The organism is Streptacidiphilus neutrinimicus, assembly GCF_000787815.1.
GTDB lineage: Bacteria > Actinomycetota > Actinomycetes > Streptomycetales > Streptomycetaceae > Streptacidiphilus > Streptacidiphilus neutrinimicus.
This window is the reverse complement of sequence record NZ_BBPO01000004.1, coordinates 49,448-74,490: the sequence shown is the minus strand read 5'-3', so window position 1 is coordinate 74,490 and position 25,043 is coordinate 49,448. Positions and strand designations below refer to the sequence as shown.

At 74.7% G+C, this 25,043-nt stretch carries 22 protein-coding genes; 12 read left to right on the top strand and 10 right to left on the bottom strand.

The genetic code is table 11. The annotated features are described in order from the left end of the window. Positions 1-2 precede the first annotated feature (2 nt). The 4 genes from TR48_RS04530 to TR48_RS04515 are packed head-to-tail and all read left to right on the top strand — an operon-like array spanning position 3 to position 4,087. Positions 3-1,796: an ABC transporter permease gene (locus TR48_RS04530; protein WP_042364550.1), complete on the top strand. Its 1,794-nt coding sequence runs from the start codon at positions 3-5 to the stop codon at positions 1,794-1,796. Continuing rightward, positions 1,793-3,022 carry an ABC transporter ATP-binding protein gene (locus TR48_RS41610; protein ID WP_052442393.1) on the top strand — a complete coding sequence of 410 codons (1,230 nt, stop codon included), beginning with the start codon at positions 1,793-1,795 and terminating at the stop codon, positions 3,020-3,022. Before TR48_RS04530 ends, TR48_RS41610 begins: the two co-directional genes overlap by 4 nt. A gap of 40 nt (positions 3,023-3,062) precedes the next feature. Further along, positions 3,063-3,836, top strand: a complete 774-nt coding sequence (locus TR48_RS45155) for a COG4280 domain-containing protein (RefSeq protein WP_042364549.1) — start codon at positions 3,063-3,065, stop codon at positions 3,834-3,836. Continuing rightward, positions 3,833-4,087 (top strand): hypothetical protein, encoded by a 255-nt coding sequence (locus TR48_RS04515; protein WP_042364548.1) that lies wholly within the window; start codon positions 3,833-3,835, stop codon positions 4,085-4,087. Before TR48_RS45155 ends, TR48_RS04515 begins: the two co-directional genes overlap by 4 nt. Positions 4,088-4,158: 71 nt before the next feature. On the opposite strand, the gene TR48_RS04510 is transcribed toward TR48_RS04515, so the two are convergent. From TR48_RS04510 to TR48_RS04495, 4 genes are all read right to left on the bottom strand, one after another. Next, entirely contained in the window at positions 4,159-4,722 is a 564-nt protein-coding gene (locus TR48_RS04510) for a Chromate resistance protein ChrB (protein WP_201777085.1), read from the bottom strand. A gap of 69 nt (positions 4,723-4,791) precedes the next feature. After that, positions 4,792-6,225, bottom strand: a complete 1,434-nt coding sequence (locus TR48_RS04505) for an amidase (protein WP_042364546.1) — start codon at positions 6,223-6,225, stop codon at positions 4,792-4,794. Positions 6,226-6,496: 271 nt separating this feature from the next. Continuing rightward, positions 6,497-7,369 carry a universal stress protein gene (locus TR48_RS04500; RefSeq protein ID WP_042364545.1) on the bottom strand — a complete coding sequence of 291 codons (873 nt, stop codon included), beginning with the start codon at positions 7,367-7,369 and terminating at the stop codon, positions 6,497-6,499. Positions 7,370-7,434: 65 nt separating this feature from the next. Next, positions 7,435-7,935, bottom strand: coding sequence for a CBS domain-containing protein (locus TR48_RS04495; protein ID WP_042364544.1), 501 nt, complete (start codon positions 7,933-7,935; stop codon positions 7,435-7,437). A gap of 194 nt (positions 7,936-8,129) precedes the next feature. On the opposite strand from TR48_RS04495, the gene TR48_RS04490 reads away from it, so the two are divergent. Then, a complete protein-coding gene (locus TR48_RS04490) occupies positions 8,130-8,390 on the top strand; it encodes a hypothetical protein (RefSeq protein WP_052442392.1) in 261 nt (86 codons plus the stop codon). A gap of 38 nt (positions 8,391-8,428) precedes the next feature. Here the strand turns inward: TR48_RS04490 and TR48_RS04485 are convergent, their stop codons facing one another. Continuing rightward, positions 8,429-8,800, bottom strand: coding sequence for a VOC family protein (locus tag TR48_RS04485; protein WP_042364543.1), 372 nt, complete (start codon positions 8,798-8,800; stop codon positions 8,429-8,431). 228 nt (positions 8,801-9,028) lie between these two features. Between TR48_RS04485 and TR48_RS04480 the strand changes: the two genes are divergently transcribed. Then, the gene (locus TR48_RS04480; RefSeq protein ID WP_084728782.1) at positions 9,029-10,087 is read left to right on the top strand and encodes a lysylphosphatidylglycerol synthase transmembrane domain-containing protein; all 1,059 of its coding nucleotides are present in this window, start codon (positions 9,029-9,031) and stop codon (positions 10,085-10,087) included. Between the two features lie 40 nt (positions 10,088-10,127). On the opposite strand, the gene TR48_RS04475 is transcribed toward TR48_RS04480, so the two are convergent. Continuing rightward, entirely contained in the window at positions 10,128-11,246 is a 1,119-nt protein-coding gene (locus TR48_RS04475; protein WP_052442391.1) for a sigma 54 modulation/S30EA ribosomal C-terminal domain-containing protein, read from the bottom strand. A gap of 197 nt (positions 11,247-11,443) precedes the next feature. On the opposite strand from TR48_RS04475, the gene htpX reads away from it, so the two are divergent. Further along, the gene (gene htpX, locus TR48_RS04470; RefSeq protein ID WP_042364542.1) at positions 11,444-12,358 is read left to right on the top strand and encodes a zinc metalloprotease HtpX; all 915 of its coding nucleotides are present in this window, start codon (positions 11,444-11,446) and stop codon (positions 12,356-12,358) included. Between the two features lie 48 nt (positions 12,359-12,406). Here the strand turns inward: htpX and TR48_RS04465 are convergent, their stop codons facing one another. From TR48_RS04465 to TR48_RS04455, 3 genes are all read right to left on the bottom strand, one after another. Beyond that, complete coding sequence (locus TR48_RS04465; RefSeq protein WP_084728780.1) at positions 12,407-13,420, bottom strand: patatin-like phospholipase family protein; 1,014 nt, start codon at positions 13,418-13,420, stop codon at positions 12,407-12,409. A 193-nt stretch (positions 13,421-13,613) separates the two neighbouring features. Continuing rightward, positions 13,614-14,633 (bottom strand): alcohol dehydrogenase, encoded by a 1,020-nt coding sequence (locus TR48_RS04460; protein ID WP_042364540.1) that lies wholly within the window; start codon positions 14,631-14,633, stop codon positions 13,614-13,616. A gap of 83 nt (positions 14,634-14,716) precedes the next feature. Continuing rightward, the gene (locus TR48_RS04455) at positions 14,717-16,873 is read right to left on the bottom strand and encodes an ATP-binding SpoIIE family protein phosphatase (protein ID WP_042364539.1); all 2,157 of its coding nucleotides are present in this window, start codon (positions 16,871-16,873) and stop codon (positions 14,717-14,719) included. 164 nt (positions 16,874-17,037) lie between these two features. Here TR48_RS04455 and TR48_RS04450 point away from each other — a divergent pair, with 164 nt between their 5' ends. Continuing rightward, the gene (locus TR48_RS04450; protein WP_084728778.1) at positions 17,038-19,812 is read left to right on the top strand and encodes a SpoIIE family protein phosphatase; all 2,775 of its coding nucleotides are present in this window, start codon (positions 17,038-17,040) and stop codon (positions 19,810-19,812) included. A 357-nt stretch (positions 19,813-20,169) separates the two neighbouring features. Then, positions 20,170-21,036 carry a universal stress protein gene (locus tag TR48_RS04445; protein WP_084728776.1) on the top strand — a complete coding sequence of 289 codons (867 nt, stop codon included), beginning with the start codon at positions 20,170-20,172 and terminating at the stop codon, positions 21,034-21,036. Between the two features lie 43 nt (positions 21,037-21,079). Here the strand turns inward: TR48_RS04445 and TR48_RS04440 are convergent, their stop codons facing one another. Continuing rightward, positions 21,080-21,880, bottom strand: coding sequence for a ribosome hibernation promotion factor (locus tag TR48_RS04440; protein WP_042364536.1), 801 nt, complete (start codon positions 21,878-21,880; stop codon positions 21,080-21,082). Positions 21,881-22,249: 369 nt separating this feature from the next. On the opposite strand from TR48_RS04440, the gene TR48_RS04435 reads away from it, so the two are divergent. The 3 genes from TR48_RS04435 to TR48_RS04425 all read left to right on the top strand — a co-directional run bounded on the left by TR48_RS04435 (position 22,250) and on the right by TR48_RS04425 (position 24,759). Further along, on the top strand, positions 22,250-22,825 hold the full coding sequence (locus TR48_RS04435) for a universal stress protein (protein WP_052442390.1): 576 nt from the start codon (positions 22,250-22,252) through the stop codon (positions 22,823-22,825). A gap of 165 nt (positions 22,826-22,990) precedes the next feature. Then, the gene (locus TR48_RS04430; protein WP_236652005.1) at positions 22,991-23,932 is read left to right on the top strand and encodes an ATP-binding cassette domain-containing protein; all 942 of its coding nucleotides are present in this window, start codon (positions 22,991-22,993) and stop codon (positions 23,930-23,932) included. Beyond that, positions 23,929-24,759, top strand: a complete 831-nt coding sequence (locus TR48_RS04425) for an ABC transporter permease (protein ID WP_236652004.1) — start codon at positions 23,929-23,931, stop codon at positions 24,757-24,759. Before TR48_RS04430 ends, TR48_RS04425 begins: the two co-directional genes overlap by 4 nt. Positions 24,760-25,043: the final 284 nt, after the last annotated feature.

Genomic DNA, 25,043 nt, shown 5'->3' with positions numbered 1-25,043 from the left:
CCATGACCGACACCACGCTCACCCCTGGCCCGCGCGCCGCCGCGCGCGCGGACCAGGCGTCCCCGGCCGGGCCCCGGCGTCTGGCCCGGCTGCTGCGCCCGCAGGTCGCGGGTGCCCTGCGGCTGCTGCCCTGGGGACTGTTCGCCGCGGTGCTGCTGCTCCCGGTCGCCGGGTTCCTGCTGGTCGCCGTCTCGCCGCGGCTCTTCGGCCAGGGCGACGCCTGGTTCACCTGGGCGCCGTTCCAGCAGGTGCTGTCCGGGTGGACGGCGCACGCGCTGCTCGACTCGCTCGCCGTCGGCCTGGGGGCAGCGCTGCTGGCCACCGTCGTCGCGCTGGCGCTCGCCTGGCTGACCGAGCGCACCACGCTCGCCGGACAGGGCGTATGGCGGGTGCTGCTGTGGGCGCTGCTGCTGGCCCCCTCCTACCTCGAATCGCTGGGGTGGACCTGGCTGGTGGAGCCGCAGGGCGTGCTGGCCCGGCTCCTCGGGCAGGACCCGGTGGGGCTGCGGTCGGTGGTGCTCGGACCGGCCGGGGTGATCTGGGTGCTGGCCTCGCGCGGCGTCCCCTTCGCCTACCTGGCCGTCACCGCGCTGCTGCGGGGCCTGGGCCGGGAGTTCGAGGACGCCGCCCGCACCCACGGCGGCGGGCGCCTGGCCACGGCCCGGGTCGTGCTGCCGATGCTCGCGCCCGCGCTGTGGGCCGCGTTCGCGATCGTGTTCGCGGAGTCGATCTCCGACTACGGCGTGGCCGCGACCCTCGCCTCGCAGGGGAACTTCCCGCTGCTGACCGGCGCGATGGAGCAGTCCATCTCCACCTTCCCGGCCGACTTCCCGCTCGCCTCGGCGATGGGCTGGCTGCTGCTGGCCCTGGTCGGCCTCGCCCTGCTGGCGCAGCGCCGCTCGCTGCGCGGGCGCAGCTACCAGGTACTGTCCGGGCGCACCCGCCCGGCCCGCCGGGCCCGCCTCGGCGCGCTGCGGCAGACGGCGGCACTGGTCGGCGTCGGCGGCTTCTTCCTCGCCGCCGCGGGCGTGCCCGCCTTCGGCGCGGCGGCGGCCTCGCTGCTGCCGTCCGGCGGCAAGGTCACCACCGCGTCGCTGAGCCTCGCCAACTTCCGCCACGTGCTGCGCTCGGGCGAGCTGATCTCCGCGCTCGGCTACTCGGCACGGCTCGCGGCCATCACCGCGTGCGCCGCCGTGATCCTGGGCGCGGTCGCCGGACGCGCGCTCGCCCGCCAGGGCGGAGGCCGGGCCGGACGCCTGCTGGACCTGCTGCTCCTCGCGGCGATCGCGCTGCCGAGCGTGCTGCTCGCCAGCGGCTACATCTTCACCTACAACCTGCCGTTCGCCTCCGAACTCGGCATCGACCTGTACGGGACGACGACGCTGCTCGTTCTCGGCTATCTCGCGGGCGCGCTGCCGTCGGCGGCGCGGCTGCTGTCCGGGCCGCTCGGCCAGGTCAGCGACTCGCTGCTGTGGGCGGCCCGGATCCACGGCCGCCGTCCGGTGTCGGCCTGGGCCGGGGCCGTGCTGCCGCTGGTGGCCGGCTCGCTGGTGTGGACCTGGCTGATCGCCTTCTGCGGCACGCTGCTGGAGCTGCCGGTGTCCCAGCTGCTCGCCCCGCCCGGCCAGGAGCCGCTGTCGGTGGCGATCACCCGGCAGTTGCAGGGCTACGACCTGGGCGCGGGCGCGGCGATGACCGTCGTCGTGGTCGCCGGTTCGCTCGTCCTGATCGGTCTCGTGCTCGGCGCTGTGCGCCTGTTCCTTCCCGCGGCCCGACGTCTGGAGGCCCTCGCATGACCGCCACGACCACTCCCGCCACGAGCGCTCCCGCCACGACCGCTCCCGGCACGACCGACGCCCTGGTGGTGGAACGCCTGAGCAAGTCCTTCGGCGCGACCCGGGTCCTCGACGAGGTCTCCTTCTCCGTCGAACCGGGCCGCTTCCTGGTCCTGCTGGGCCCGTCCGGGTCCGGCAAGACCACGCTGCTGCGCTGCCTGGCGGGCATCGAGCGCGCCGATGGCGGCGGTATCCGGCTGGGCGAGCGGACACTGGCCGAGGGCCGCACCCACCTGCCGCCGGACCGGCGCGAGCTGGCGATGGTGTTCCAGGACTACGCGCTGTGGCCGCACATGACCGCAGCCGAGAACGTCGCCTACGCGCTCCGGCGCAGGCGGCCCACGAAGGAGCAGTCCGCGGCCCAAGTCGCGGCCTGCCTGGACCGCGTCGGCCTCGGCGCGCACGCCGAGCGCTACCCGCACCAGCTCTCCGGGGGCCAGCAGCAGCGCGTCGCGCTCGCCCGGGCGCTGGTCGCGCGGCCCGGCCTGCTGCTCTTCGACGAGCCGCTGTCCAACCTCGACGCGGACCTGCGCGAGCGGCTGCGCGTGGAGATCGCGGCGCTGACCCGCGAGAGCGGCGCGACGGTCGTCTACATCACCCACGACCAGGCCGAGGCGTTCGCGCTCGCCGACACCGTCGGCGTGCTGGAGCAGGGCCGCCTGGTCCAGCTCGCCGGGCCCGAGGAGGTCTACCAGCGCCCCGCCAGCCCGTTCGTGGCCCGCTTCACCGGGCTGGCGGGCGAGCTGACCGGGCGCGCCACCGGCGCACCGCACGTCGGCCGGGTCATGTGCGCCACCCCGGCCGGCTCCCTGGTGGCCACGGCCATGGGCGCGCACGACGACGACGCGGCGGTCCAGGTCCTGATCCGCCCGGCCGCGGTCACCCTCGCGGAGGAGCCCGGCGACCCCGCCGACGGCCGCACCGCACCCCTCGCCTCACAGAGCCTGACGGGCACCGTCGCCGACACCGCCTATCGCGGGCGCGGCTACGACCACGTCGTGGAACTCGCGGACGGCTCCCGCCTCACCGGCGTCTTCGACCGGCGGGCCTGCCCGCGCGGCGCACGCGTCCGGGTCACCTTGGACCCTGACGGGTGCTTCGCCTACCCCGCGTCCTCCGCCCGGCCCACCGGGGCTGGACAGGACGCCGCTCCATTGTCCGACCGCACACCCGTGGAGGTCCCATGACCATTCGTCGCCGCCCCTGTTCACACCCTGGAGGTGACCGATGACGACCTTCGTGCTCTTCGTCACCGTCCTGCTCGCCTGCGCGGTCGAGGCCGTGGAGGCGCTCACGATCGTGCTCGCCGCCGGCACCAGCCGCCACTGGGGCTCCGCCTGGCAGGGCACCCTCGCCGCGCTGCTGTCGCTGGCGGTGACCGTCGCGGTGCTCGGCCCCGCGGTCGGGCAGATCCCGCTCGGGGCGCTGCGCCTGATCGTCGGCGCACTGCTGCTGGTCTTCGGCCTGCAGTGGCTGCGCAAGGCCATCATGCGGGGCTCGGGGTACAAGGCCCTGCACGACGAGACGCAGGCCTACGCCGACGAGGTCGCGGCCGCGTCCGCAGCCGTCCAGGGCGGCCGGGGCCGGGTCAAGGACTGGTACGCGTTCACGCTGTCCTTCAAGGGCGTCTTCCTCGAGGGCCTGGAGGTCGCGTTCATCGTCGTCACCTTCGGCGACAACCAGCACGACATCCCCGTCGCGGTGCTGGGCGCCGTCGTCGCCGTCGCGATCGTGACCGTCGCCGGGTTCGCGGTGCGCGCGCCGCTCGCGCGGGTGCCGGAGAACACGATGAAGTTCGTCGTCGGCACCATGCTCACCGCCTTCGGCGTCTTCTGGGCCACCGAGGGCGCGGGCGCGAACTGGCCCGGCTCCGACGCCGCGCTGCTGGTCGTCGTCCCGGCCGTGGCGCTGCTGGCCCTCGGCTACACCTCCGTGCTGCGCCGTGCCCGCGCCGCGGGCACGCTGCGCACGGTCCACCCCACCGAAGGGAGCCTCACATGAGCGTCGTCGAACGCACTGTCTCGGCCCTGCGGTCGTTCGGCCGCTTCTGGTACGACTTCGTCGTCGGCGACGACTGGCGCGTCGCCCTCGGCGTCGCCGTGGCACTCGCCGCCACCTGGGGCCTGACGCAGTCCGGGGTCAACGCGTGGTGGCTGGTGCCGCTGGCCGTCGCCCTGCTGCTGGGCCTGTCGCTGCTCCGGGTGGTCAGGGCCGCCCGCGCCGCCGCGACGGGGTCGGGCGGCGCCTCCTGAGCGTCCGGCACGTCCTGGGCACGGCTCCGGCCCCGTCCGGAGCCTGAATCCGCCCGCGGGAGGGGGTGGCCTCAGCGGCCCTCCCCCTCCTCGGCGTAGACGCGGCCTGCGTACTCGTCCAGGACCTTCGCGCAGCGCTCCAGCGCCGCGGCCGCCGCGGTCTTGCCCGAGGCGCCCAGCACGTCCCGCGCCTCGACCTTCGCGAACCAGTTCCGCAGCTTCACCAGGTCCTCGTCGTTCTCCTCGAGCTCCGCGTAGGTGAAGTGCTCGGCCCGGTACTCCTTCTCGATCTGCCCGAGGAAGTCCTCGCAGCGGTCGACGATCTCCTCGTACTCGTCGTTGCGGGCCGCGTTGAACTGGTCCTCCATCTCGGCGCCGCCGCCGAGGACGCCCGCGTCGAGCAGCGACGCGGTGCCGCCCATCTCCACGATCTCCTTGCGCAGCAGGCGCAGCGCCCGCTCCGCCGCCGTGCTCGCGGGCAGCGCGGCCACCGAGTTCTGCAGGTAGATGGCGCCCATCCCCTTGATCTTCCGCCACACGCCGGCACGCAACCGCGTCGGCTCCGCCGGGATCTTGTAGACCAGCACCAGCCAACGCAGGCCCTGGGCCTGCCCCTCCGAGGCGCTCTGCCCCACGTCCGTCCTCCCGCACATGCTTGCTGCTACCTGCACGTTACTGGGTGGAAGTGACGCGCAGGCGACGCCTCACTCCGCGCTCGCCGCGCCCGCCGCCGCCTGCGCGGGCGGCCGCAGCAGGTCCCAGCGGCGGTCGGCCTCCAACTGCGCGGCCAGCGAGACGAGTCGGGTCTCGCTCGCCGCCGGGCCGAGCAGCTGGCAGCCGATCGGCAGGCCCGCCGAGGTGAACCCCGCAGGCACGTTCACGCCGGGCCAGCCGAGGACGTTCCAGGGCCAGGCGTAGGGGCAGGTCGTGATCATCGTCCGGTCCATGGCGGACGGGCCCAGCTTGTCGGTCGCGCCGACGCGGGGCGGCGGGGCGGCCGTGGTCGGCGTCAGCAGGACGTCGACGTGCTCGAAGACCGCGCCGATCCGCCGTTGCAGCGGACGCTCGGCCGCGCGGGCCGCGCGCAGCACGGGGCCGTCCAGGAGCGCGCCCCTGCGGATGTTGCTGCGGGTGCGCGGATCGAGCAGCGCGGCGTCGGGCACGCGGCGGGCCCAGGCCCGGATGCCCGCGAGGGCGCGCGGCAGCTGGGCCGGACCCACCAGGCCGTAGCGCGGCCCGGCCTCGATCACGTCGTGGCCCAACCGGGCCAGGGTTTCAGCCAGTTCGAGCGTCGCGGCACGGATCTCCGGGTCCAGCCGCAGCGGGTGGACCGCCCAGGCGGTGTGGAAGGACAGCCCGATGCGCAGACGGCCCGGCTCACGTCCGGCCGCGGGCAGGATCGCCTCCGGGGCGAGCCGGTGCGGGTCCCCCGGGGCGTTGCCGGAGGCGACGTCCAGCAGCAGGGCGGCGTCGGCGACGGTCCGCGCCAGCGGACCGAGCACGGTCAGGCCGTGGAAGGGCTCCGGCTCGGGCCAGGCGGAGACGCGGCCGCGCTGCGGCTTGATGCCGACCAGGTGGGTCCAGGCGGCAGGGATCCGGATCGACCCGGCCCCGTCGGAGCCGATCGCGGCGGGCACGACCCCGGCCGCGACCGCGGCGGCGGCTCCGCCGGAGGAGCCGCCGGGACTGCGTTCGAGGTCCCACGGATTGCGGGTGGCGCCGAAGCCGCGCCCCTCGGTGAAGGCCCACTGACCGATCTCGGGCGTGTTGGTCTTCCCGACGACGACGGCCCCGGCCGCGCGCAGCCGCCGCACCACCTCGGCGTCGGCCCGTGCGACGGGGAACTCCCCGGCGCACCCGAACGCCGTGGGCTCCCCCGCGATGTCGGTGTCGTCCTTGATCGCCACCGGCACGCCGAGCAGCGGCGCCCGCTCCCCGGCGGCGAGCCGCCGGTCCGCCTCCTGCGCCTCCGCGAGCGCGGCCTCGGCCCGCACCCGCCGGAACGCGTTCAGCGTCGGCTGGGTCTCCGTCACCCGCGCGAGCGCCTGCTCGACGGCGGCCCGGGAGCTGAGCTGCCCCTCCCTCAGCAGCGCGGCCAGCTCGACGAGTCCGGGGTGCGGGCGGTTCGCGGGGGTCATGGTGAGGCGTCCGCTTCTGTCGCAGGTCCTGTCACGGGGCGATTCCTACTGCACAGTAACGGAGTGCCATGCGGTTCGCGGGCACTTCGTGTTCGGGGGCGAGGGCGCTGCCCCTGCCGGAGCCGACCGCGTCCGGCGCGGGGCTGGTCTGGCGGGGCCGGGCCCTGGTCACCGTCCGCAGTTCGGCCTGAGCCGTACGGCCACCGGGCCGGGCCCCCAGCCCGCGACGACGTGACTCCATGACGGTGCGACAGACGTGACAGCGGAGCGGTCAGGTGCGCGGCACGAGGGCGACCGGGCAGTCCGCCTGGTGCAGGACGTGCTGGACCACCCGTCCCAGCGGCGGGGCGAAGCGGGGGTGTTCGCGCTCCGCGCCGAGCACCACCAGCGCGGCGTCCTCGGAGGCCCTGACCAGCGGCGCCTCGGGGGCGCCCTCGGCGATCTCGGTCCGCACCGCCACCGTCGGATACGCCTCGCGCGCGGCGGCGAGCAGCTCGGTCAACCCCTCGGACTCCTCCTGGTCGCGCTTCACCCGCTCCTCGGTGGAGGCCGTGGCGAGGCCGGGATAGGCCGCGACCACGCTCCAGGCCCGGACGGCGAGGAGCGGCGAGCCCCGCCTGGCCGCCTCGGCGAACGCGAACGCGACCGTGTCGGGCTCCTGCGTGGCGCCGACGCCGAGGACGACCGGCGCTCCGGGGAGGGACGCGCCCCGGTCCGGCACCACCACGACCGGGCACGGGGCGTGCGCGGCCAGGCCCTGGCTGACGGATCCGACCACCAGGGAGGCGACCCGCCCGTAGCCGCGGCTGCCGGTCACCAGCAGGTCCTCCGGGCGGGCGAGGCCGATCAGCCCCGGCAGGGGCGCGTCGTCCACCAGGCTCGTGGTGGTCGTCAGCGCGGGGCGGCCGTCGCGTGCCCGCCGTTCGGAGTCGGCGAGCAGCGTCCGGGCCGCGCGGTCGGCCTCCTCGAAGGCGGCCTGGTGCGAGATCGCGGCGAGCCGAGAGGCGCCGGCCCCGCGGGCGTGCACGATCCGCAGCGGCCATCCGCGCAGCCGCGCCTCGTCCGCGGCCCAGTCCACAGCGGTGGCGGCGTGCTCGGACGGGTCGACGCCGACGACGACCTGCGGCCCATCCTGTGGGGTCATCCGTGCGCCTCCTTCGACAGCAGCTCGATGCTAAGTCGCGGGAGAGCGGCGCGCCTTTCGACGCGTCAGGACGTCACTTCGCGTTCCCTCCCCCGACGCGCGGGCTCGCGCGGAGAGGCCGACGGCGCCGAGGGCCCCTCGTCGAGCGGCTCGTCGGTGAGCGCGCTCCAGGAGACGGGACCGAGCAGGTCCGCGAAGCGCTGGAAGACGTCGAGGAACAGGTCGTCGATGGCCAGCAGCCCGACCAGGCAGCCCTGGACCAGGACCGGGAGCCGTCTTCGGCCGCTGCGCCGGAAGTCGCGGTAGGCGTCGGCGAGGTCCGCGTCGGCGTCGACGGTGACCACCGGCTCGGACATCACGGTCGTCACCGGCGCGGACGGGTCGAGGCCGAGAGCGACCGCACGGACCGCGATGTCGCGGTCGGTCACCACACCGAGAGGGACCCCGTCGGCCGTGACCAGGACGCAGCCCACGTCGTGGGCGCGCATGGACTCGGCGGCCCGTCGGATCGAGTCGGACGGTCCGACGGTGACCGTCGGTGAGTTCATCACGTCGCGGACGCGCATGGTTCGTTCACCCCACCGGATGCGTGGCGCGGAGGTCGTCCTCCGGATCAAGAGTTGGGCACGGGCCGGGTGCGGCACAGTGGCCGGACGGGCCACGAAGGGAGGGCCGATGGTCCCTGGCGCTCCGGAATGCACTGCGCTCACAGGCCGTTGTCGATGGGGTACGGCGAGCGGTTCTCGAAGAGGTGGGCAGCATGGACACGAACGCAGACGACCTTCACCGCGTGGGCTTCACCACCGTGTGCGGGCGGCGGATCCGCATCGGCGAGTTCCGCGTGGGCACGGGCCGGGGTGCGGGCGCGCACTCGCGCGTGACGCTGGACGTCGGCCCGGAGCCGGGCGGGGTGTCCCGCGCCTGGGCGGGTCTGACGCCGGCAGAGGCCCGGGCGCTCGCCGCGCTTCTGGTCCGCCAGGCCGGCGAGGCCGAGGCCGAGGAGACCGCACCGGGCCGGTGACGGCGTCGCGTGTCCCTGCGCCCACGTGTTCCCGGCGCTTACTCCGGACGGTGGCAGACGGCCTCGATATTGTTGCCGTCAGGGTCCCGGACGAAGACCCCGTAGTAGGCGTCGTGGTACTCGGGCCACAGGCGGGGCGCGTGCAGCACCTCGGCTCCGGCCGAGACGGCGGCGCGGTGGAAGGCGTCCACGGCGGCGCGGTCGGGCGCGGCGAAGGCCAGATGCGCCTCGCGGAAGCCCTCGCCGGTCGTGCGTGGACCGATCCAGAAGGACGGCTGCCCGCCCACGCCGTAGCCGACGACCTGGCCGAAGTCCATCACCCTGGTCCCGCCGACGGTCAGCAGCACCGCGTCGTAGAACGCCGCGCTGGCCGCGGTGTCGGCGCACTGGATCGACACGTGATCGAGCATGCGGCCATCTTCGCCCACGCCTCCCCTCCGAGTGGGTGCGCCGCGCCGCACGGCGCAGCCGTCCGCCCGGCCCGGAGCGGCCGGGCGGACTACGATCGAAACGCGGGACGCCGCGCGGGACGCGGAGGTTCCGCGTGCGCAGGCGCCTTGAGGGAGCCGACCGCCATGCACGTCGAGACCATGCACGTCGAAGCGAACTGAGCGGCCCGGGACGAGCGGCGAGGAGCGGTGTCCGGGCTTCCGGAGACGGCCGGGCCGGGCGCCCCCGACCCCGATGCCCCGCGTCGTGCCTGGCGGCGCTACGCCTGGTGGATCAGCGCTGCGGCCGTGGCGGTGGCGGGCGGGCTGTTCGCCCTGACGCACCGGCGCGAGCTCGACGCCGCCCTGCGGCTGCTGCACCGGGTCGACCTGGACCGGCTCGCGGTGGCGGGCGCCCTGGAGGCGGTCTCCGTCGTCGCGCTGGCCGCCCTGGAGCGGTGGCTGCTGCGTGCGGCGGGTTCACCCGTGCGCCTGGGCACGGTCACCGCGATCACCACCGGCGCGAACGCGATGTCCGGGGCCCTGCCGGGCGGCGGTGTGCTCTCACTGGGCTGGACCGTGCGCCAACTCCAGCGCCGTAGCGTCGCCTTCGCGACGGCCGCCGCGGCGCTGGCGGCGGCGGGCGCGGTGAGCATCGTCGTCCTGGTGCTGCTGCTGACGCTCGGCGCGCTGGTCGCCGATCCGGCCGGCCCCGCACCCGGACTGCGCGAGGGGGTGCTGCTCGGCGTCGCGTCGGCCGCGGCGCTGGGCCTGGTGCTGGCCGCGCTGTCCCTGTGGCCCCGCCTGCGCCGGGCGGGCGCGCGCGGTTGGCGGGGTCTGGGCGCGGGACGGCCGGGCGTGGCCCGGTTCCAGGCCTCCGTCGAGGGCATCGGGCGCGAACTGCACCGCCTCGGTCCCGACCCGCGCGGGTGGGGGCGACCGCTGCTGCTCTCGGCGCTCAACTGGTCCTGTGACGCGGGCTGCCTGGCGGCCTGCCTGTGGGCGCTTCGGCTGCCGGTGCCCTGGCGCGGCTTCCTGCTGGCCTACACGCTCATCCAGCTCCTCGGCAGTCTGCGGGTGACGCCCGGGAGCCTCGGGATCACCGAGGCCTCCCTGACCGCCCTGCTCGTCGTCTACGGCCTGCCGGCCAGCCAGGCCATCGCGGCGACGTTGCTCTACCGGGGCCTCAGTTTCTGGGCGCTGCAACCGATCGGCTGGGCCTGCTGGCTCGGCGTCACCCTGCACCGGCCCAAGGCGTCGACGGCCTGACCCCGCACCGGCCCAGGACGTCGACGGCGCGAACCCGGCCTCAGCGGCCGAACCCGGCGGCGAGCAGCATCTCCCTGGCCAGCCGCGCAGTGCGGCGGACCTCGTCGGGGTCCACGGGTGCGCCGGGCACCGACTCCAGGCCGCCGGTCAGCTGGTCGAGGACCTCGGCCAGGGCCGTGACCTGGCCCTCCAAGAGCTCCACGCGCTCGCGCAGCGCCTCCTGGTCGTGGCCGGTCGGCCGGGACGCCCCGGCCTTCCCGGACACGGCGACGGCGGGGCCCGTGACCGGCGCCGCGGCCGGAGCGGCAGCTGCGGGAGCAGCCGTCCCGGCAGCACCAGGGCGGACCGGAGCGCCGGACGGGACGGGGCTGATCAGGCCGTAGTGGCCGTCGTAGCGGCCGTACAGGACGCTGCCGCGGCCCGTCTCCGCGTCGCGGAAGAAGAGGAAGGGGTAGTCCGTGGCGTCCAGGCGCTCCCTGGCCTCGTCCTCGGTCAGCACCGGCGCGGGCGTCTTCAGCACGCTCACCGGCAGCGCGAACGGCGCGAGGCGCTCGGGCTGCGGCGCGAGCTGTGCGAGCCGGAACGGGCCCGGCCCGAACCGGTAGACCACGCTGTCCTGTCCACTGCCGGACTCGGTGAAGAGGCGGAAGTCGTAGTCCATCATCTCCATGGTCAGCGCCGCCTGGTCGACCGTCTCCTCGGCCAGGGTGAAGTTCTTGCGGCGCACCACCGTCCGCTCGCCCCGGGGCAGGTCCAGCCGCACCGGCCGCCGCACGGCCTCGGTGCCGTCGCGCCAGTCCAGCGGCCCGGACCCGTCGACGTCGTAGCCGGGCTCCCAGCGGCGGGCCCACTCCAGGCGCGTCAGCTGCACGGTCAGACGCGCGCGCAGCAGCGCGATCGCGTCCGTCATCGTGTGGGCGGCGACCTGAGCCCGCACCAGCCGCCCGTCGACGTCGACGAGCGCCTGGGCCACCGCAGCCCGTCCCTCCTTGTGCCGGGACCGGGCCAGCCGGACCTGCGCCGAGCGCACCGGCAGCCGCGACTCCGCCAGCACCTCCTCCACGGTCGAACGCGCCAGGTCGCTGGTGCTCGGGGACAGCTCCCCGAGCACGGCCACCTGCAGCTCGGGCAGGCCCTGCGGACGGTCTTCGTGGTCCATGACGTGTACCCCCGTGAGGTCGGGTCCCTGATACCACTGTGAGCCGTCCGCCGTCGCGCGGCACTCGGGACGGCCCCGCCCGGGCGGCGTATCCCCGGGAGGACCGGGCAGGAACCAGCCAGGAGTACGACCAGCCCGACGCGAACACCGCCCATGACGATGCGGAGGCCGGACTCGCAGCGCGAAGGAGAAGGACGATGCGATCACGGTTCGCTCCCGACCGGCAGTTGACGGCACGGATGGCCTTCGTCCTGCTGCTGCTCGCCCTGGTGTACGCGGCGTTCGTCGCCGCGCTGGTGCTGCTGCTCAAGTCGGTCGTGCTGATCGTGGTCGTCGCGGCCGGCGTGCTGGTGCTGCAGTTCTGGTTCTCGGACAAGATGGCCATGTTCGCGATGCGCGCCCACGAGGTCTCCCCCGAGCAGGAGGCGCGGCTGCACGGAGCCGTCGACCGGCTGTGCGCGCTGGCGGACATGCCCAAACCGCGGGTGGCCGTCTCCGAGACGGACCTGCCGAACGCCTTCGCCACCGGGCGCAGCGCGGACCACGCGGTGCTGTGCGTCACCCGGGGCCTGCTGCGGCGGCTGGAGGGCGACGAACTCGACGGCGTCCTGGCCCACGAGCTCTCCCACGTCGCGCACCGGGACGTCACGGTCATCACCGCGGCCTCGTTCCTGGGGGTGCTCGCGGGGCTGATGGTCCGGATGGCCTTCTACTCCGAGCTGCTCGGCGGACGCCGCCGCGACCAGAACACCGCGCTGCTGCTGGCCCTGGTGATGGCCGTGTCCGCGACCGTCTACCTACTGAGCCTGCTGCTGATCCGGGCCCTGTCCCGCTACCGGGAGCTGGCCGCGGACCGCTCGGCGGCGCAGCTCACCGGGCGCCCCTCGGCGCTGGCGTCCGCGCTGGTGAAGGTGAGCGGCGAGATCGCCCGCATTCCCACCCAGGACCTGCGCACAGCCCAGGCGTTCAACGCCTTCCTGTTCGCTCCGGCCCTGTCCGGCGACTCCGGTGTGGCGTCGATCCTGTCCACGCACCCGAGCCTGCAGCGCCGCCTGGACGCGCTGGCCGCGCTCTCCAAGGAGTTGGGCGAGCCGTCGGCGGCCGCGGAGTAGGACCGTGCTGCCTGAGCCGTTCGAGCCGCCCGAGCGGTGCGACCGGCCTCAGCCGTGCTCGGCGGCGCTGAGGGCCGCCTTGGTGGTCCGCAGGGAGGTCTCCAGGACGGTGAGCCGGTGCTGCGGCGCCATCAGGTTGGCGCCCATGGCGGCCAGGTCCTCGGGGCCTGGGACGAGCACGTGCACCTGGGTGCCCGCGTCGCGCACCTCACGGGCCTCGCGCAGCAGGCGGGCCGTGGAGCCGCGGCGCAGCCGGCGCTCCACCCGCGCGGGGATGCTGTGCGGGTGGTCGGTCTCGCGGGCGCAGGTCGGCGCCAGCACGTACACCTCGTCCAGCGGTTCGCCCGCCACCAGGTCGACGTTGGTGTCCGACCAGGCGCAGCCGTCCACGTAGCGGCGGCCGTCGATGCGCACGGGCTCGAACCACGAAGGCAGCGCGCAGGAGGCCGTCACCGCCGAGCCGAGGTCGGTGGGCGGCGCCCCCGGCGTCCCGAAGAGCACCCGGGTGCCGGTGTCGAGATCCACCGCGACCACCCGCAGGGCGGGGGTGTCCGGCCAGTGGTCGTCCATGCGCAGCTGGTGGAAGAGGTCGCGCACACCGCCCAGGCTGCCCCGGCCAGGGGGCGCGGCGGCGGCGAGCACGGTGGTGAGCGGCATCCGGTGCGGGTGCTCGACGAGGTCGAGCAGCAGTCTCAGCGAACCGAACCCGGGTCGGGGAATGCGCGGCAGCGCGCCGCCCACCCAGGTGTCGTAGTCGAGCCGGACCCCGCCCACCGGCCCGGCGACCTCCGCGAGGCCGCGCTGGTGGTCGAGCAGCTCCGTGGCGCTCGCGCCGACGGCGAGCAGGGAGCCGACGATGGCGCCGGCGGAGGTGCCCAGGATGACGTCCGCGCCGCGCGGGTCCCAGCCGGTGGCGTCCTCCAGGGCGCACAGCGCGCCGACGGCCCAGGCCGCGCCCAGGCTTCCGCCGCCGCCGATCACCAGGCCGCGGCGCGGCGCGGCAGGCCCGGGAGGAGCATCAAAGGTTCCCTGTTCCCCCCGATCCGCCGTCCGGCCTGCCATGGCTGTCGCCACCTTCCTGCCGTGCCCGGTCCCCCGCGACGCCGGGTGGGCGTCCGCCGGATGGCCGGATTCCTCCAGGGTCCATGATCCGGCGCGCCCGCGCGAGCCAGGAGCGCCGGTCAGGTGGCACGAGTCGGCTCGAATCGCCCGTCACGAGGACGGTGCGGGTCGCTCGGCGCGAGGGGCGACACGGTCAGGTGGTGAGCACCATCCGGAAGCGGGCCTGGCCGGCCAGCATCCGCTGGTAGGCCTCGTCGGCCTGGGCCAGCGGCAGCGTCTCGTTGACCGGGCGGATGCCGTGCAGGGCGCTGAAAGCCATGGTGTCCTCGACGTCCTGGGCGGTGCCGGAGGGGTGGCCGCGGACGATCCGCGCGGGCATGATCAGCTGTCCGGGGTTGATCGTCAGCGGCACCGCGTCGATGCCGACCACCACCAGCTCGCCGCGGGGCGCGAGACCGTCCACGGTCGCACTGATGGCCTCGGAGTTGGCGGCGGTGGCGAGCACGACGTTGGCCCCGCCCAGCGACTGCAGGGCCGACGCGACGGCGGAGGGGTCGCTGCTGTCGACGTAGTGGTGCGCGCCCAGCTCCTTGGCGAAGTCCGCCTTGGCCGCGCCGCGCGCGATCGCGATCGTCTCGAACCCCATCGCGACCGCGTACCGCACCGCGAGGTGGCCGAGGCCGCCGATGCCGAGGATCGCCACCCGGTCGCCGGGCCGTGCGCCGCTGCTGCGCAGCCCGTTGAAGGTGGTCACGCCCGCGCAGCCCAGCGGCGCCGCGTCCTCGGCCGAGAGCCCGTCCGGAATGCGGGCGAGGGCGTCGAAGGGCACGACCACCGACTCCGCGTATCCGCCGTCGTACGCCCATCCGGGGACCTTGAGGTGGGGACAGACGATGAAGTCGCCCTGCCGGCACGGGGTGCAGACCCCGCAGCTGCCGCCGAACCAGCCGACCCCGACCCGGTCGCCCACCGCCCACACGTCGGGCGTCCCCTCGCCCACCTCGGCGATCCGGCCGGCGATCTCGTGGCCGGGGACCAGCGGGTAGCGCAGCCCGGGGAGGACGTTGTTGACCATGTACACATCGCTGTGGCAGACGCCGCAGGCCTCCACGGCGATGCGCACGTGCCCGGGGCCGGGCGGCACGAGCTCCCGGTCGACGACGGCGAACCGCTCACCCGCGGCCGCGACCTGTGCGGCTCTGTACGTTCCCATAGGCTTCCTCCTGTCGGGTCGCCCCCCGGGCCAGTAGACGCCCCGCCGCCCACCCGCGCACGCCGACCCGCGCCGTCGCCCGTTCAGTCTTCGGGGACGGACTGCTCGGCCCAGATCGTCTTGCCGCGCGCGACGTAGCGGGTGCCCCAGTTGTCGGCGAGCTGCGCGACCAGGAACAGGCCCCGGCCGCCCTCGTCGGTGTCGCCGGCGTGGCGCAGGTGCGGCGAGGTGCTGGAGCTGTCGGAGACCTCGCAGATCAGGGACCCGTCGCGGATCAGACGCAGCCGGAACGGCTCCCTTCCGTGGCGGAGCGCGTTGGTCACCAGCTCGCTGACGATCAGTTCGGTGAGCGGCGCCGCCTCGTCCAGCCCCCAGGACGCCAGCTGCCGCGAGGTCTCGGCGCGGGCGCGGGAGACCTCGGCCGGGTCGGCGGACAGGTCCCAGGTGGCGACCCGGTCGGGCGGCAGGATCCGGGTGCGCACCAGGACCAGGACGGCGTCGTCGCCGGGATCGCGGGACGTGAGCGTCGCGTCGACGGCGCTCTGGCACAGCTCGTCGAGCGACCTGGCGTGGGCGGTGAGCCCGGCGAGCAGGCGCGGCACGTCGAGGCCGGGCTTCGGCCGCCGCTCCTTGACGAGTCCGTCCGTCCACAGGGCCAGCACGCTTCCGTCGGCCAACTCGAGGTCCGTCGCCTCGAACGGGAGCATGGCCAGCCCCAGCGGAGGCCCGGGCACGAGGTCGACGGGGCGGGCGCTGCCGTCCGGCCGGACGACGATGGGAGGCGGGTGCCCGGCGCTCGCCACGCTGGCACGGCCGGTCACCCGGTCGTAGACGAGGCACAGGCAGGTGCCGCTGATCCCCGGCGTCTCGGGCTCCTCGGGGGTCCGGATGGCCGTCGGCGTGTCGATCTGCCGGTGCACCAGCGCGTCGAGTCGCCACAGCAGCTCGTCGGGCGGCAGATCCATGGTGGCCAGGGTGCGGATGGCCGTGCGCAGCCGCCCGGCGCGGGCCACCGCGTGGATGCCGCGGCCGGTGACGTCGCCGACGACCAGGGCGACCCGGGCGCCGGAGAGCGGGATCACGTCGAACCAGTCCCCGCCCACGCCCGCGTGGGCCTCGGCGGGCAGGTACCGGTGCGCGGTCTCCAGCGGGCTCGGGTCGGGCACGTTGCCGCGCAGCAGCAGGCTGCGCTGGAGGGTCAGCGCGGCGCGGTGCTCCTCGGTGTAGCGGCGCGCGTTGTCGATGCTGACGGCGGCGCGGCCGACCAGGTCCCGGGCCAGGGCCAGGTCCTCCTGGTCGAAGGGGCCCGGGAGCCGCCAGCGGTAGAAGTGCGCGAGGCCCAGGGTGACCGTGCGGGCCTTGAGCGGCACCGTGATCAGCGAGTGCGTGCCGGCGGCCAGGATCTTGGCGGCCCGTAGCGGGTCCTGGGCCAGCCAGTCGGCCGCCCGGTCGAGCACCGGCAGCAGCAGCGGCTGCCCCGACGCCAGGCACCGGGCGTACGGCGTGGCGGGGTGGTAGCTCATCACGGTGCCGACCGGGACGGACGCCTCCGGCGCGTCGTCGGTCACCGAGCGGTGCGCGGCCCGGCGCAGCACCGCCGTCCCGGAGACCGGTCCGAGCGGCGCGGGCGCGCCGCGCTCGACGCCCTCCAGGAGGTCGACGGCGACGAAGTCGGCCAGCCTCGGCACGGCGACCTCGGTCAGCTCCTCGGCGGTGCGGGTGACGTCCAGCGTGGAGCCGATCCGGTCGGCGGCCTCCCTCAGCGCGAGCAGCCGCTCCCGGGCGTGGTCGCGCTCGGTCACGTCGACGACGGCGGAGGCCACCCCGAGGATCCGGCCGTCGGCCGCGGTGAGCCGGAACGAGGTGACCGCCCAGACGTGGTCGTGGTCCGGGTCGGCCGCCGTCCGGGCCCGGTGCTCGGTGGTGAGCACCGGGGTGCCGGTGTGCAGCACGGTCCGCAGCCGGGTCGCTATCCGCTCGCCCTCGGCGCTGGCGATCAGATGCTCTGCCTCGGCGTCGGCGAAGAGCTCGTCGGCCCGCCGCCCGAGCACCTGCGCGGCGGGCGCGTCGAGGATCCGCTCCAGCGCGGCGTTGACCCGGACCAGCCGCAGCTCCGTGTCGTAGACCGCGAGACCGTTGGGCGTCCCCTGGAAGACGCTCTCGAGCACCTCCGTGAGGGCGGCGTCCGTGAGGCTGGCCTCGTCACGGCCTGGCGCCCCCGGGCGGCCGTGCTCGTGCATCGTTCCCGTGTCCAATCGCCGGCCGGCCGGCGGCTGCGAGCCGCAGCGTCGGCCCGGGGTCGTGGAACCCCTGCCTCCATCCTGCACGCGGGCGGAGAGGCGCGCGCTCCCGGAGCGGCTCCGGCCCGTTGGCCTCCCGCAGGCGGGCAGTGTTTCATAGGCGTATGGCCCGGTTCTGGGGTCGATCCCGGGCCCCCGAGGGGGCCGGTTCCACCGGTGGGAACCCGACGGACCGGGGCCGACCGCGCCCGGAGCGGGATCAGGAGAGCGACGGGCGCCCGGACCCGCGCCTTCCCCCCGAGCGACGTCGCCGGGCGATCCTCGGCATGCGCAGCGTCGCCGGACAGGTGTTCATCCTGCAGGTGGTGATCATCCTGGTGCTGGTGGTGGCCGCCGGGATCGACATCTTCGTCCAAGCCCAGCAGGACACCACGGTGGAGGCGCGTAACCGGTCACTCGCCGTCGCCCAGACCTTCGCCAACTCGCCCGGGATCGTGGCGGCGATGGAGTCCGCGCACCCGACCGCGCTGCTCCAGCCGCGCGCCGAGGCCACCCGCCTGGCGACCGGGGTCGACTTCGTCGTCGTCACCGACGACCACGGGATCCGCTACACCCACCCGATCCCCAACCGGATCGGCAAGAAGTTCGTCGGCGACATCGGCCCGGCCCTGGCCGGGCAGACGGTGACCGAGACCATCAACGGCACCATCGGACCGCTGGTGCAGGCGATCGTGCCGGTGTTCGACCCCCACCACAAGGTGATCGGCGCGGTCTCGGCCGGCATCACCATCAAGAAGATCAGCAGCGCCTCCCAGCACCGGGTGCCGGTCGTCCTCGGCGCGGGCGCCCTGGCGCTGGCGCTGTCCACCGCGGGGACGTGGCTGGTCGTGCGGCGCCTGCGCCGACAGACCCACGGCCTCGGGCCGGCCGAGATGACCCGGATGTACGAGCACCACGACGCGGTGCTGCACGCGGTCCGCGAGGGCGTGCTCATCGTCGGGGACGACGGGAGGGTGCTGCTGGCCAACGACGAGGCCTGCCGTCTGCTCGACCTTCCCCTGGGCGAGCAGGACAGCCCGCCCGTCACCGCGCTGGGCCTGGATCACCGGCTGGCCGAGCTGCTGGCGTCCGGACGGCCCGTCACCGACGAGATGGTGAGCGCCGGCGACCGGCTGATCGTGGTCAACGTCCGCACCACCGACCGCAACGGCGGGCCGCCCGGGATCGTCGCCACGCTGCGCGACTCCACCGAACTGCGCGCCCTGTCCGGAAAGGCCGACCAGGCCCGCAAGCGTCTCAAGCTGCTCTACGAGGCCAGCGGTGCGATCGGCACCACGCTGGACATCACCCGCACCGCCGAGGAACTGACCGAGGCGGTCGTCCCCCGGTTCGCCGACTTCGCCAGCGTCGACCTGGCGGAGGCGCTGCTGCACGGCGACGAGCCCGACCGGGGCCAGGTGGTGCACCTGCGCCGCGCCGCGCTCCACGGCGCCCGCCCGGACATGCCGTTCTTCCAGGTCGGCTCAGCCATCCCGCTGACGTCCGGCACTCCGCACGCCTGGGCGCTGGACGGGCGCTCGGTCCTGGAGGCGGACCTGTCCGACCCGGCGTCCGACTGGCGCCGCACCGACCCGGCCCGCACCGGGCGGCTCATCGACCAGGGCATCCACTCGCTGATCACGGTGCCGCTGCTGGCTCGCGGCACGCTGCTGGGCGTGGCGCACTTCTACCGCGCGCAGAAGCAGGAGCCGTTCGACGCGGACGACCTGTCGGTAGCCGAGGAGCTCGGGGCTCGCGCCGCGGTCTCCATCGACAACGCCCGCCGGTACACCCGCGAGCACCGGATGGCGGTCACCCTGCAGCACAACCTGCTGCCCGGCCGCCTGTCCGAGCAGAGCGCCCTGGACGTCGCCTACCGCTACCTGCCGGCCCACGCGGGCGTCGGCGGCGACTGGTTCGACGTCATCCCGCTGCCCGGCGCCCGGGTCGCGCTGGTCGTCGGCGACGTCGTCGGTCACGGACTGCACGCCGCGGCCACCATGGGCCGACTGCGCACCGCGGTGCACAACTTCTCCACCCTGGACCTGCCGCCGGACGAGTTGCTCGGCCATCTGGACGTCCTGGTCAACCAGATCGACCAGGACAGCGCCGCCGCCGACGGCGAGACCTCCATCACCGGCGCGACCTGCCTCTACGCGATCTACGACCCGGTCTCGCGGCGCTGCAGCATGGCCAGGGCCGGGCATCTGCCGCCCGCGCTGGTGCGTCCCGACGGGACGGTCGAGTTCCCCGACCTGCCGGCCGGGCCTCCGCTGGGCCTGGTCGGCGTGCCCTTCGAGACCGTCGAGCTGGAACTGCCCGAGGGCAGCCGGCTGGTGCTCTACACCGACGGCCTGGTCGAGGACCGCTCCCGGGACATCGACGTCGGTCTGGAGCGGTTGCGCGTCGCGCTGTCCCAGCCGGTCAGCACCCCGGAGGAGACCTGCCAGGCGGTGCTCGACGAGCTGCTCCCGGCCCACCCGACCGACGACGTGGCCCTGCTGGTGGCCAGGACCCGGGCGCTGCGGGCGGACCAGGTCGCGGTCTGGGAGGTCCCGCCCGACCCGGCGGCCGTGGCCGGGGTCCGCGCGAAGGTCGCCGAGCGGCTGGCCGAGTGGGGCCTTGACCTGCTGGAGTTCACCACCGAACTGATCATCAGCGAGCTGACCACGAACGCGATCCGCTACGCGGCCGGGCCGATCCGGGTCCGGCTGCTGCGCGACCGCGTGCTGATCTGCGAGGTCACCGACGGCAGCAGCACCTCGCCGCACCTGCGCTACGCGGCCAGCACGGACGAGGGCGGACGCGGGCTCTTCCTGGTCGCGCAGCTCTCCGAGCGCTGGGGCACCCGGTACACCGCCGACGGCAAGGTGATCTGGGCCGAGCAGCCGCTGCCGTGATCAGGTGCCCCCCACGGGCCGCTCAGCACGGAAGGGGCACCCCGCGCCCCGGCCGCCGCCGGGGCCCGCCCACGTGAACCGGCGTCCGGCACGGCGAGACCGCGCTACCGCGTGGCCCGTCACCGCCCGGACGCCGATCCCGGGCGCCGGCCGATCCCGACGCCCTGGCAGGGCCGGGGGAACCCTGCGCACCCGATCCTTCTCCCCGCCCCGGCCCGAGGTATGGGCCTGCCGGCCCTGCCCGGCCGCCGGACGGCCCCATTCCGCGCACGCGCATGCGGATGCGGGGCGGGGGCGCCGGGTCGAAGCTGGAGACGCCGGGCCGGAACCGGAGCCCACCCGTGACGGGAGCCAAGGATGAGCACTGCGCCGTCGAAATCCGTCCTCGTCGGACTCGACCAGTCCGACGGGGCGAGAGCGGCAATGGACTGGGCCGCCGCCGAGGCTGCGCTGCGCGGGGCGCAGCTGTTGATCGCCACCGCCTGGAGCGGGCTGGAGAACGAAGGCCCCGAGGGCGAGGAGTACGAGCCGAACATCGCCGATCCGGTCCACCGCGCCGCGACCCAGTTCCTCGAGGACGCCGCCGCCGACATGCGCAAGCGGCATCCCGGCCTGGACGTCGACACCGCGCTGATGGGCGACGAGCCCGTCGAGGGGCTGATGCGGCTGGCCGAGGACGCGGGGCTGGTGGTCGTGGGACGGCGCGGCATGAACAGCATCCTGCGGGCGCTGATGGGCTCGGTGAGCCAGCAGCTCGTGGCCCACTCCCCCGCGCCCGTGGCCGTGGTGCCCGAGTCGACCGCGCCGATCGCCGAGCGCGGGCCGGTGGTCGTCGGCGTGGCGCGCGACGTGTCGGAGCCGCTCGCGTTCGCGTTCGCCGAGGCGGAGACCCGGGGCGTGCCGGTGCTCGCCGTGCGGGCGTGGACGCTCTCCAACCCGTACATCGCCAGCAACCAGGAGGCGGTGAACGGGATCGAGGACGAGGAGGAGCGCGAACTGCGCACGCTGGTGGACCAGATGCGCGAGCCGCACCCCGGCGTCGAGGTCCGCACCCAGGTCGAGTTCGCCACCGCCGAGGCCGCGCTGATCAACGCCTCCGAGGGGGCCTCGCTCATCGTGGTGGGCCGTCACCGCCGGCACTCCCGCTACGGCCTCCCCTTCGGACGCGTGCCGCACCGCGTGCTGCACCTGTCGGACCTCCCGGTGGTGGTCGTGCCCAACTGACGCTCCGGCGGCGCCGACGCGGCTGACCGCTGCACCGGCGGCCTCAGCCGGCCGGAGCGATCAGTCCGTAGTGACCGTCGTAGCGGTGGTAGAGGATGTTGCCGCGCCCGGTCTGCGCGTCGGCGAAGAAGACGAAGGGCAGGCCGGTGATGTCCAGCCGCTTCTTCGCCGCGGGCAGGTCCAGCACGGGTGCGGCAGTCGGACTCACGGTCAACGGGGCGACGACGGGCCCGAGACGGGGCTCGGGGTGGACCTGGGCAAGCCGGTAGCCGTGCGAGCCGGTCCGGTAGATCACGCTGTCCTCACCGGTGGCGAGGTCGGTGAACAGGTGGAAGGCGTAGTCCATGCTGTCCATCTCGAACGCGGCCTCGTCCGCGGTCTCTTGGGCGAGGGCGAAGGACTTGTGCCGAACGACCTCGCGTTCCTCCGGCGGGCGTGGGAAGTGTTCGGGGCGGCGCGCAGGCTCCTCCCCGTGACGCCATTCGTGCTCGCCCGGCGTCGGCAGGGCGCCGCGCCGGGCTTCCCAGTGCCGACGCAGGCGGCCCACCTGGAGGGTGAGCCGGTCACGGAGCAGGTCGACGGCCTCGGTCATGGTCGCGGCGGCGACGTGGGCTCGGGCGGGGCGGCCGTTGACGTCGAGGCTGGCCTGGGCGAGGCAGGGACGCTCCGTCGAGGGGTTCCGCATCCGGGAGAGCCTGATCCGGACGTACAGCACCGGGTCACTGATCTCGTCGAGGACAGCCTGAACCTTGGCACGGGCACGCTCGGCGGTCCCGGGCGGCAGATCACCTTGAACCTCGACCTGGATTTCGGGCCCGGGGCGCTTCACTGGGGTTTTCGCCATGGCTGCGGCTCCGATTCTCCGGCGGTGTCCTCCGTCGACGCCCCCCCGCGGGCCCAGGCTGATCGCGCGCCGACAACACCACAGTGGGCGGAGACACGGCCGTGTCCAAGGTCCGGTCGGCTCCGGTCGCCGGGCCACCCGGCCCTGCTTGCCGGGCCGCCGTCGGACGTCCGGACGTCCGGCCGAGGCTCATACTGCCGGGCTTCTTCAGCACCGCCACCGTGCCGGGGACCTACGGTCCTTTCGGCAGGACCGGACGCCCCTCGTCCGGCGCGGTGGGCCCGGCCAGTCTGAAGATGGGCGTTTCGCGGAACCCGGGGCGGGCGGTCACCCCTCGGCCGGCCGTCGAGGCGAGGACGGTGATCGACCATGCAGGATCGGGACGCAGGACAGGTCGTCGTCGGCGTCGACGACTCGCTGGCCGGCCTGCGGGCGCTGCGCGAGGCGGTCGACCTGGCACGTCGTGGCGGCATGGAGGTGCGCGCGGTCCGCAGCTACCGTCCGCCGCCCGAGACGGGAGGGGGCTGGTGGTATCCCGGGATCGGCCCACGTGCCTTCTGCGACACCGCGAACGACGAACTGCGGGAGGGGCTCAGGCGGGACGCGATGGCGGCCGTGATGCGCGCCTTCGACCTCGCGATGGGCGGCGCCCCGCGGGACGTCGTGGTGTGCATCGAACCAGAGGATGTGCCGCTGTGCCGAGCCCTGCCCGCGGCCGCCCACCGGGAGGACGACGTGCTGGTCGTCCCCGTGCCCGGGCGGCGTCACTGGTGGTGGCCGCACGGCCGGACACTCGCCCGGCGCTGCCTCGACCGGGCCGTCTGCCCGGTTCTGCTCGTCCCGTCCCCTGAGGCCGCCCGCGAGCTCGACGGCCGCTGGACACCGTGGCGCCGCCTCCGGCGCCGCCGCGAACTCGCCGCGATCCTCGACGAGCTCGCCGCGTAGCGCACGAGCGCCCGGCGGGCGAGCCTCGACGCGGGGGCGGAGGATGGAACCTGGCCCCGGGCCCGAACAGCCCGGAGGACCGGGGCCCGACTCCGGAGCAGGTGGGTCCGCTTGGTTTCGTCGACAGCGATCAGCGCTCAGGGCCTCACCAAACGGTTCGGGTCGTTGACGGCACTGGACGGGGTCGACCTCGCGGTGCCGGCCGGGATGGTCTTCGGCCTGCTGGGGCCGAACGGCGCGGGCAAGACCACCGCGATCCGCATCCTCACCACCATCCTGCGCCCCACGGCCGGACGAGCCGAGGTCCTCGGCCACGACGTCGTGCGGGAACCGGCCGTCGTCCGGGGACTCATCGGTCTGGCCGGTCAGTACGCGGCCGTCGACCCCAACCTCACCGGTCGCGAGAACCTGCGCCTCATCGGCCGGCTCACCCGGCTTCCGAGAAGGCGGTTCCGGCCCCGGGCCGACGAACTCCTCGAACGCTTCGGTCTGGCTGACGCCGGTGACCGAACCGTCCGCACCTACTCCGGCGGCATGCGGCGGCGGCTGGACGTCGCCGCCGCCCTCGTGCCGCACCCGCCGGTGCTCTTCCTGGACGAGCCGACCACGGGACTGGACCCGGCGAGCCGACTGGCCCTGTGGGAGATGATTCGCGAGCTGGTGGGCACCGGCACCACCGTGCTGCTCACCACCCAGTACCTGGAGGAGGCCGACCGGCTGGCAGGCCGGGTGGCGGTCATCAGCGCGGGTCGGGTCATCGCGGACGACGAGCCCGCGCTGCTGAAGGAGCGGCTCGGCAACACCGTCATCGAGCTGCGGATGCCGGACGAGGACCGCGCCCGCCTGGCGACCGGGATGATCGCCCAGCGGTTCGCCCACGCTCCGGAGCAGCAGGACGCCGTCGTACGGATCGCCTCCCGGGACGGCTCCCGGCTGTTGCTGGACGTCCTGCACCTGCTGGACCAGCACGCGCTGACCCCGCGCAGCGTCACCGTCCACGAATCCAGCCTCGACGACGTCTTCCTGGCGCTGACGGGGCATCATGCCGGAAACACTCCCGCCGACGACCCGCCGCCGTCCGGCGCCCGCAGGGCCGGCTCGCCGTGACCGCCGGGCAGGTCACCGAGCAGACCGCCGCGGTGCGCGCGACCGGAAGCATGCGGGAGCGCGTGGCGGCCCCGGTCCGCGACGGGCTGGCGGTCGCCGGACGGAACCTCGTCGGCCTTGTCCGGGTGCCGCAGCTCCTGGTCTTCTCCACCATCCAGCCACTGGTCTTCGTACTGATGTTCCGCTACGTGTTCGGCGGGGTCATCGGCAGGAGCATCGTCTCGGTGCCGTACGTCGACTATCTGATGCCCGGGATCTTCGTGCAGACCGCCGTGTTCGGCGCGATGAACACCGCCATCGGGTTGGCGACCGACATGCAGACCGGCCTGATGGAGCGCTTCCGCTCGCTGCCGATGGCACGTTCTGCGGTCCTGTCCGGCCGCACGCTCGCGGATCTGGCCCGGAACGTGTTCGTGGTGGCCCTGATGACCGCGGCCGGATTCGCGGTCGGTTTCCGGCTGCACAGCTCCGTGGTGGCGTTCCTCGCCGCTGTGCTGCTGGTGGTGGCCTTCGGCTTCACGATGTCGTGGATCTTCGCCGTGGTCGGCCTGTGGGTCGGCGACCCCGAGACGGCCCAGGCCGCCGCCTTCCCGCTCCTGGTCCCGCTGGTCTTCGCCTCGGGGGCCTTCATCCCGGTCGACACCATGCCCGGCTGGCTCCAGGCGTTCGCCCAGCACCAGCCCGTCACCCGGACGGCTCAGGCAGTGCGAGACCTGGTGCTCGGGGCTCCTGCGGCCAGCGACATCTGGCTGGCGCTCGCGTGGGACGCGGCCATCATCGCCGCCTTCGCCCCGCTGGGGGTCTGGCTGTACCGCCGAGCCGTGTGACCGTCCTGCCCCCGACACCCTCGCAACACGGTCCGCGACCGCCTGACGCCGCAGGCGGTCCGGCGCGGCTCGTGCCCCTTCCTCGCTCACTCCTTCGGCCTGCTGCCTCCCTCCGTCGCTCCCTGCTCCCACGCTCTCCAGCCGGACGCGAACGGGCTACGGCCGAGCGGGCACACGGACAGGACCAAACGGCCCTCACGGCGTCCCGGACGACCCAAGCCGACGGGTGGACGATCGCGTCAAGCTGGGGTGTGACGCGCTCCCGCGCGAGACGCCCACGGGAC

What these genes read in the sequence shown, in the direction of transcription:
- TR48_RS04500 (WP_042364545.1), bottom strand. Translation starts at nt 7,369, where the DNA reads ATGACCCCACAGGATGGGCCGCAGGTCGTCGTCGGCGTCGACCCGTCC.
- TR48_RS45155 (WP_042364549.1), top strand. Translation starts at nt 3,063, where the DNA reads ATGACGACCTTCGTGCTCTTCGTCACCGTCCTGCTCGCCTGCGCGGTC.
- TR48_RS41610 (WP_052442393.1), top strand. Translation starts at nt 1,793, where the DNA reads ATGACCGCCACGACCACTCCCGCCACGAGCGCTCCCGCCACGACCGCT.
- TR48_RS04505 (WP_042364546.1), bottom strand. Translation starts at nt 6,225, where the DNA reads ATGACCCCCGCGAACCGCCCGCACCCCGGACTCGTCGAGCTGGCCGCG.
- TR48_RS04495 (WP_042364544.1), bottom strand. Translation starts at nt 7,935, where the DNA reads ATGCGCGTCCGCGACGTGATGAACTCACCGACGGTCACCGTCGGACCG.
- TR48_RS04440 (WP_042364536.1), bottom strand. Translation starts at nt 21,880, where the DNA reads ATGGCGAAAACCCCAGTGAAGCGCCCCGGGCCCGAAATCCAGGTCGAG.
- TR48_RS04435 (WP_052442390.1), top strand. Translation starts at nt 22,250, where the DNA reads ATGCAGGATCGGGACGCAGGACAGGTCGTCGTCGGCGTCGACGACTCG.
- TR48_RS04490 (WP_052442392.1), top strand. Translation starts at nt 8,130, where the DNA reads ATGGACACGAACGCAGACGACCTTCACCGCGTGGGCTTCACCACCGTG.
- TR48_RS04465 (WP_084728780.1), bottom strand. Translation starts at nt 13,420, where the DNA reads ATGGCAGGCCGGACGGCGGATCGGGGGGAACAGGGAACCTTTGATGCT.
- TR48_RS04445 (WP_084728776.1), top strand. Translation starts at nt 20,170, where the DNA reads ATGAGCACTGCGCCGTCGAAATCCGTCCTCGTCGGACTCGACCAGTCC.
- TR48_RS04485 (WP_042364543.1), bottom strand. Translation starts at nt 8,800, where the DNA reads ATGCTCGATCACGTGTCGATCCAGTGCGCCGACACCGCGGCCAGCGCG.
- TR48_RS04530 (WP_042364550.1), top strand. Translation starts at nt 3, where the DNA reads ATGACCGACACCACGCTCACCCCTGGCCCGCGCGCCGCCGCGCGCGCG.
- TR48_RS04460 (WP_042364540.1), bottom strand. Translation starts at nt 14,633, where the DNA reads ATGGGAACGTACAGAGCCGCACAGGTCGCGGCCGCGGGTGAGCGGTTC.
- TR48_RS04450 (WP_084728778.1), top strand. Translation starts at nt 17,038, where the DNA reads ATGGCCCGGTTCTGGGGTCGATCCCGGGCCCCCGAGGGGGCCGGTTCC.
- TR48_RS04475 (WP_052442391.1), bottom strand. Translation starts at nt 11,246, where the DNA reads ATGGACCACGAAGACCGTCCGCAGGGCCTGCCCGAGCTGCAGGTGGCC.
- htpX (WP_042364542.1), top strand. Translation starts at nt 11,444, where the DNA reads ATGCGATCACGGTTCGCTCCCGACCGGCAGTTGACGGCACGGATGGCC.
- TR48_RS04455 (WP_042364539.1), bottom strand. Translation starts at nt 16,873, where the DNA reads ATGCACGAGCACGGCCGCCCGGGGGCGCCAGGCCGTGACGAGGCCAGC.
- TR48_RS04515 (WP_042364548.1), top strand. Translation starts at nt 3,833, where the DNA reads ATGAGCGTCGTCGAACGCACTGTCTCGGCCCTGCGGTCGTTCGGCCGC.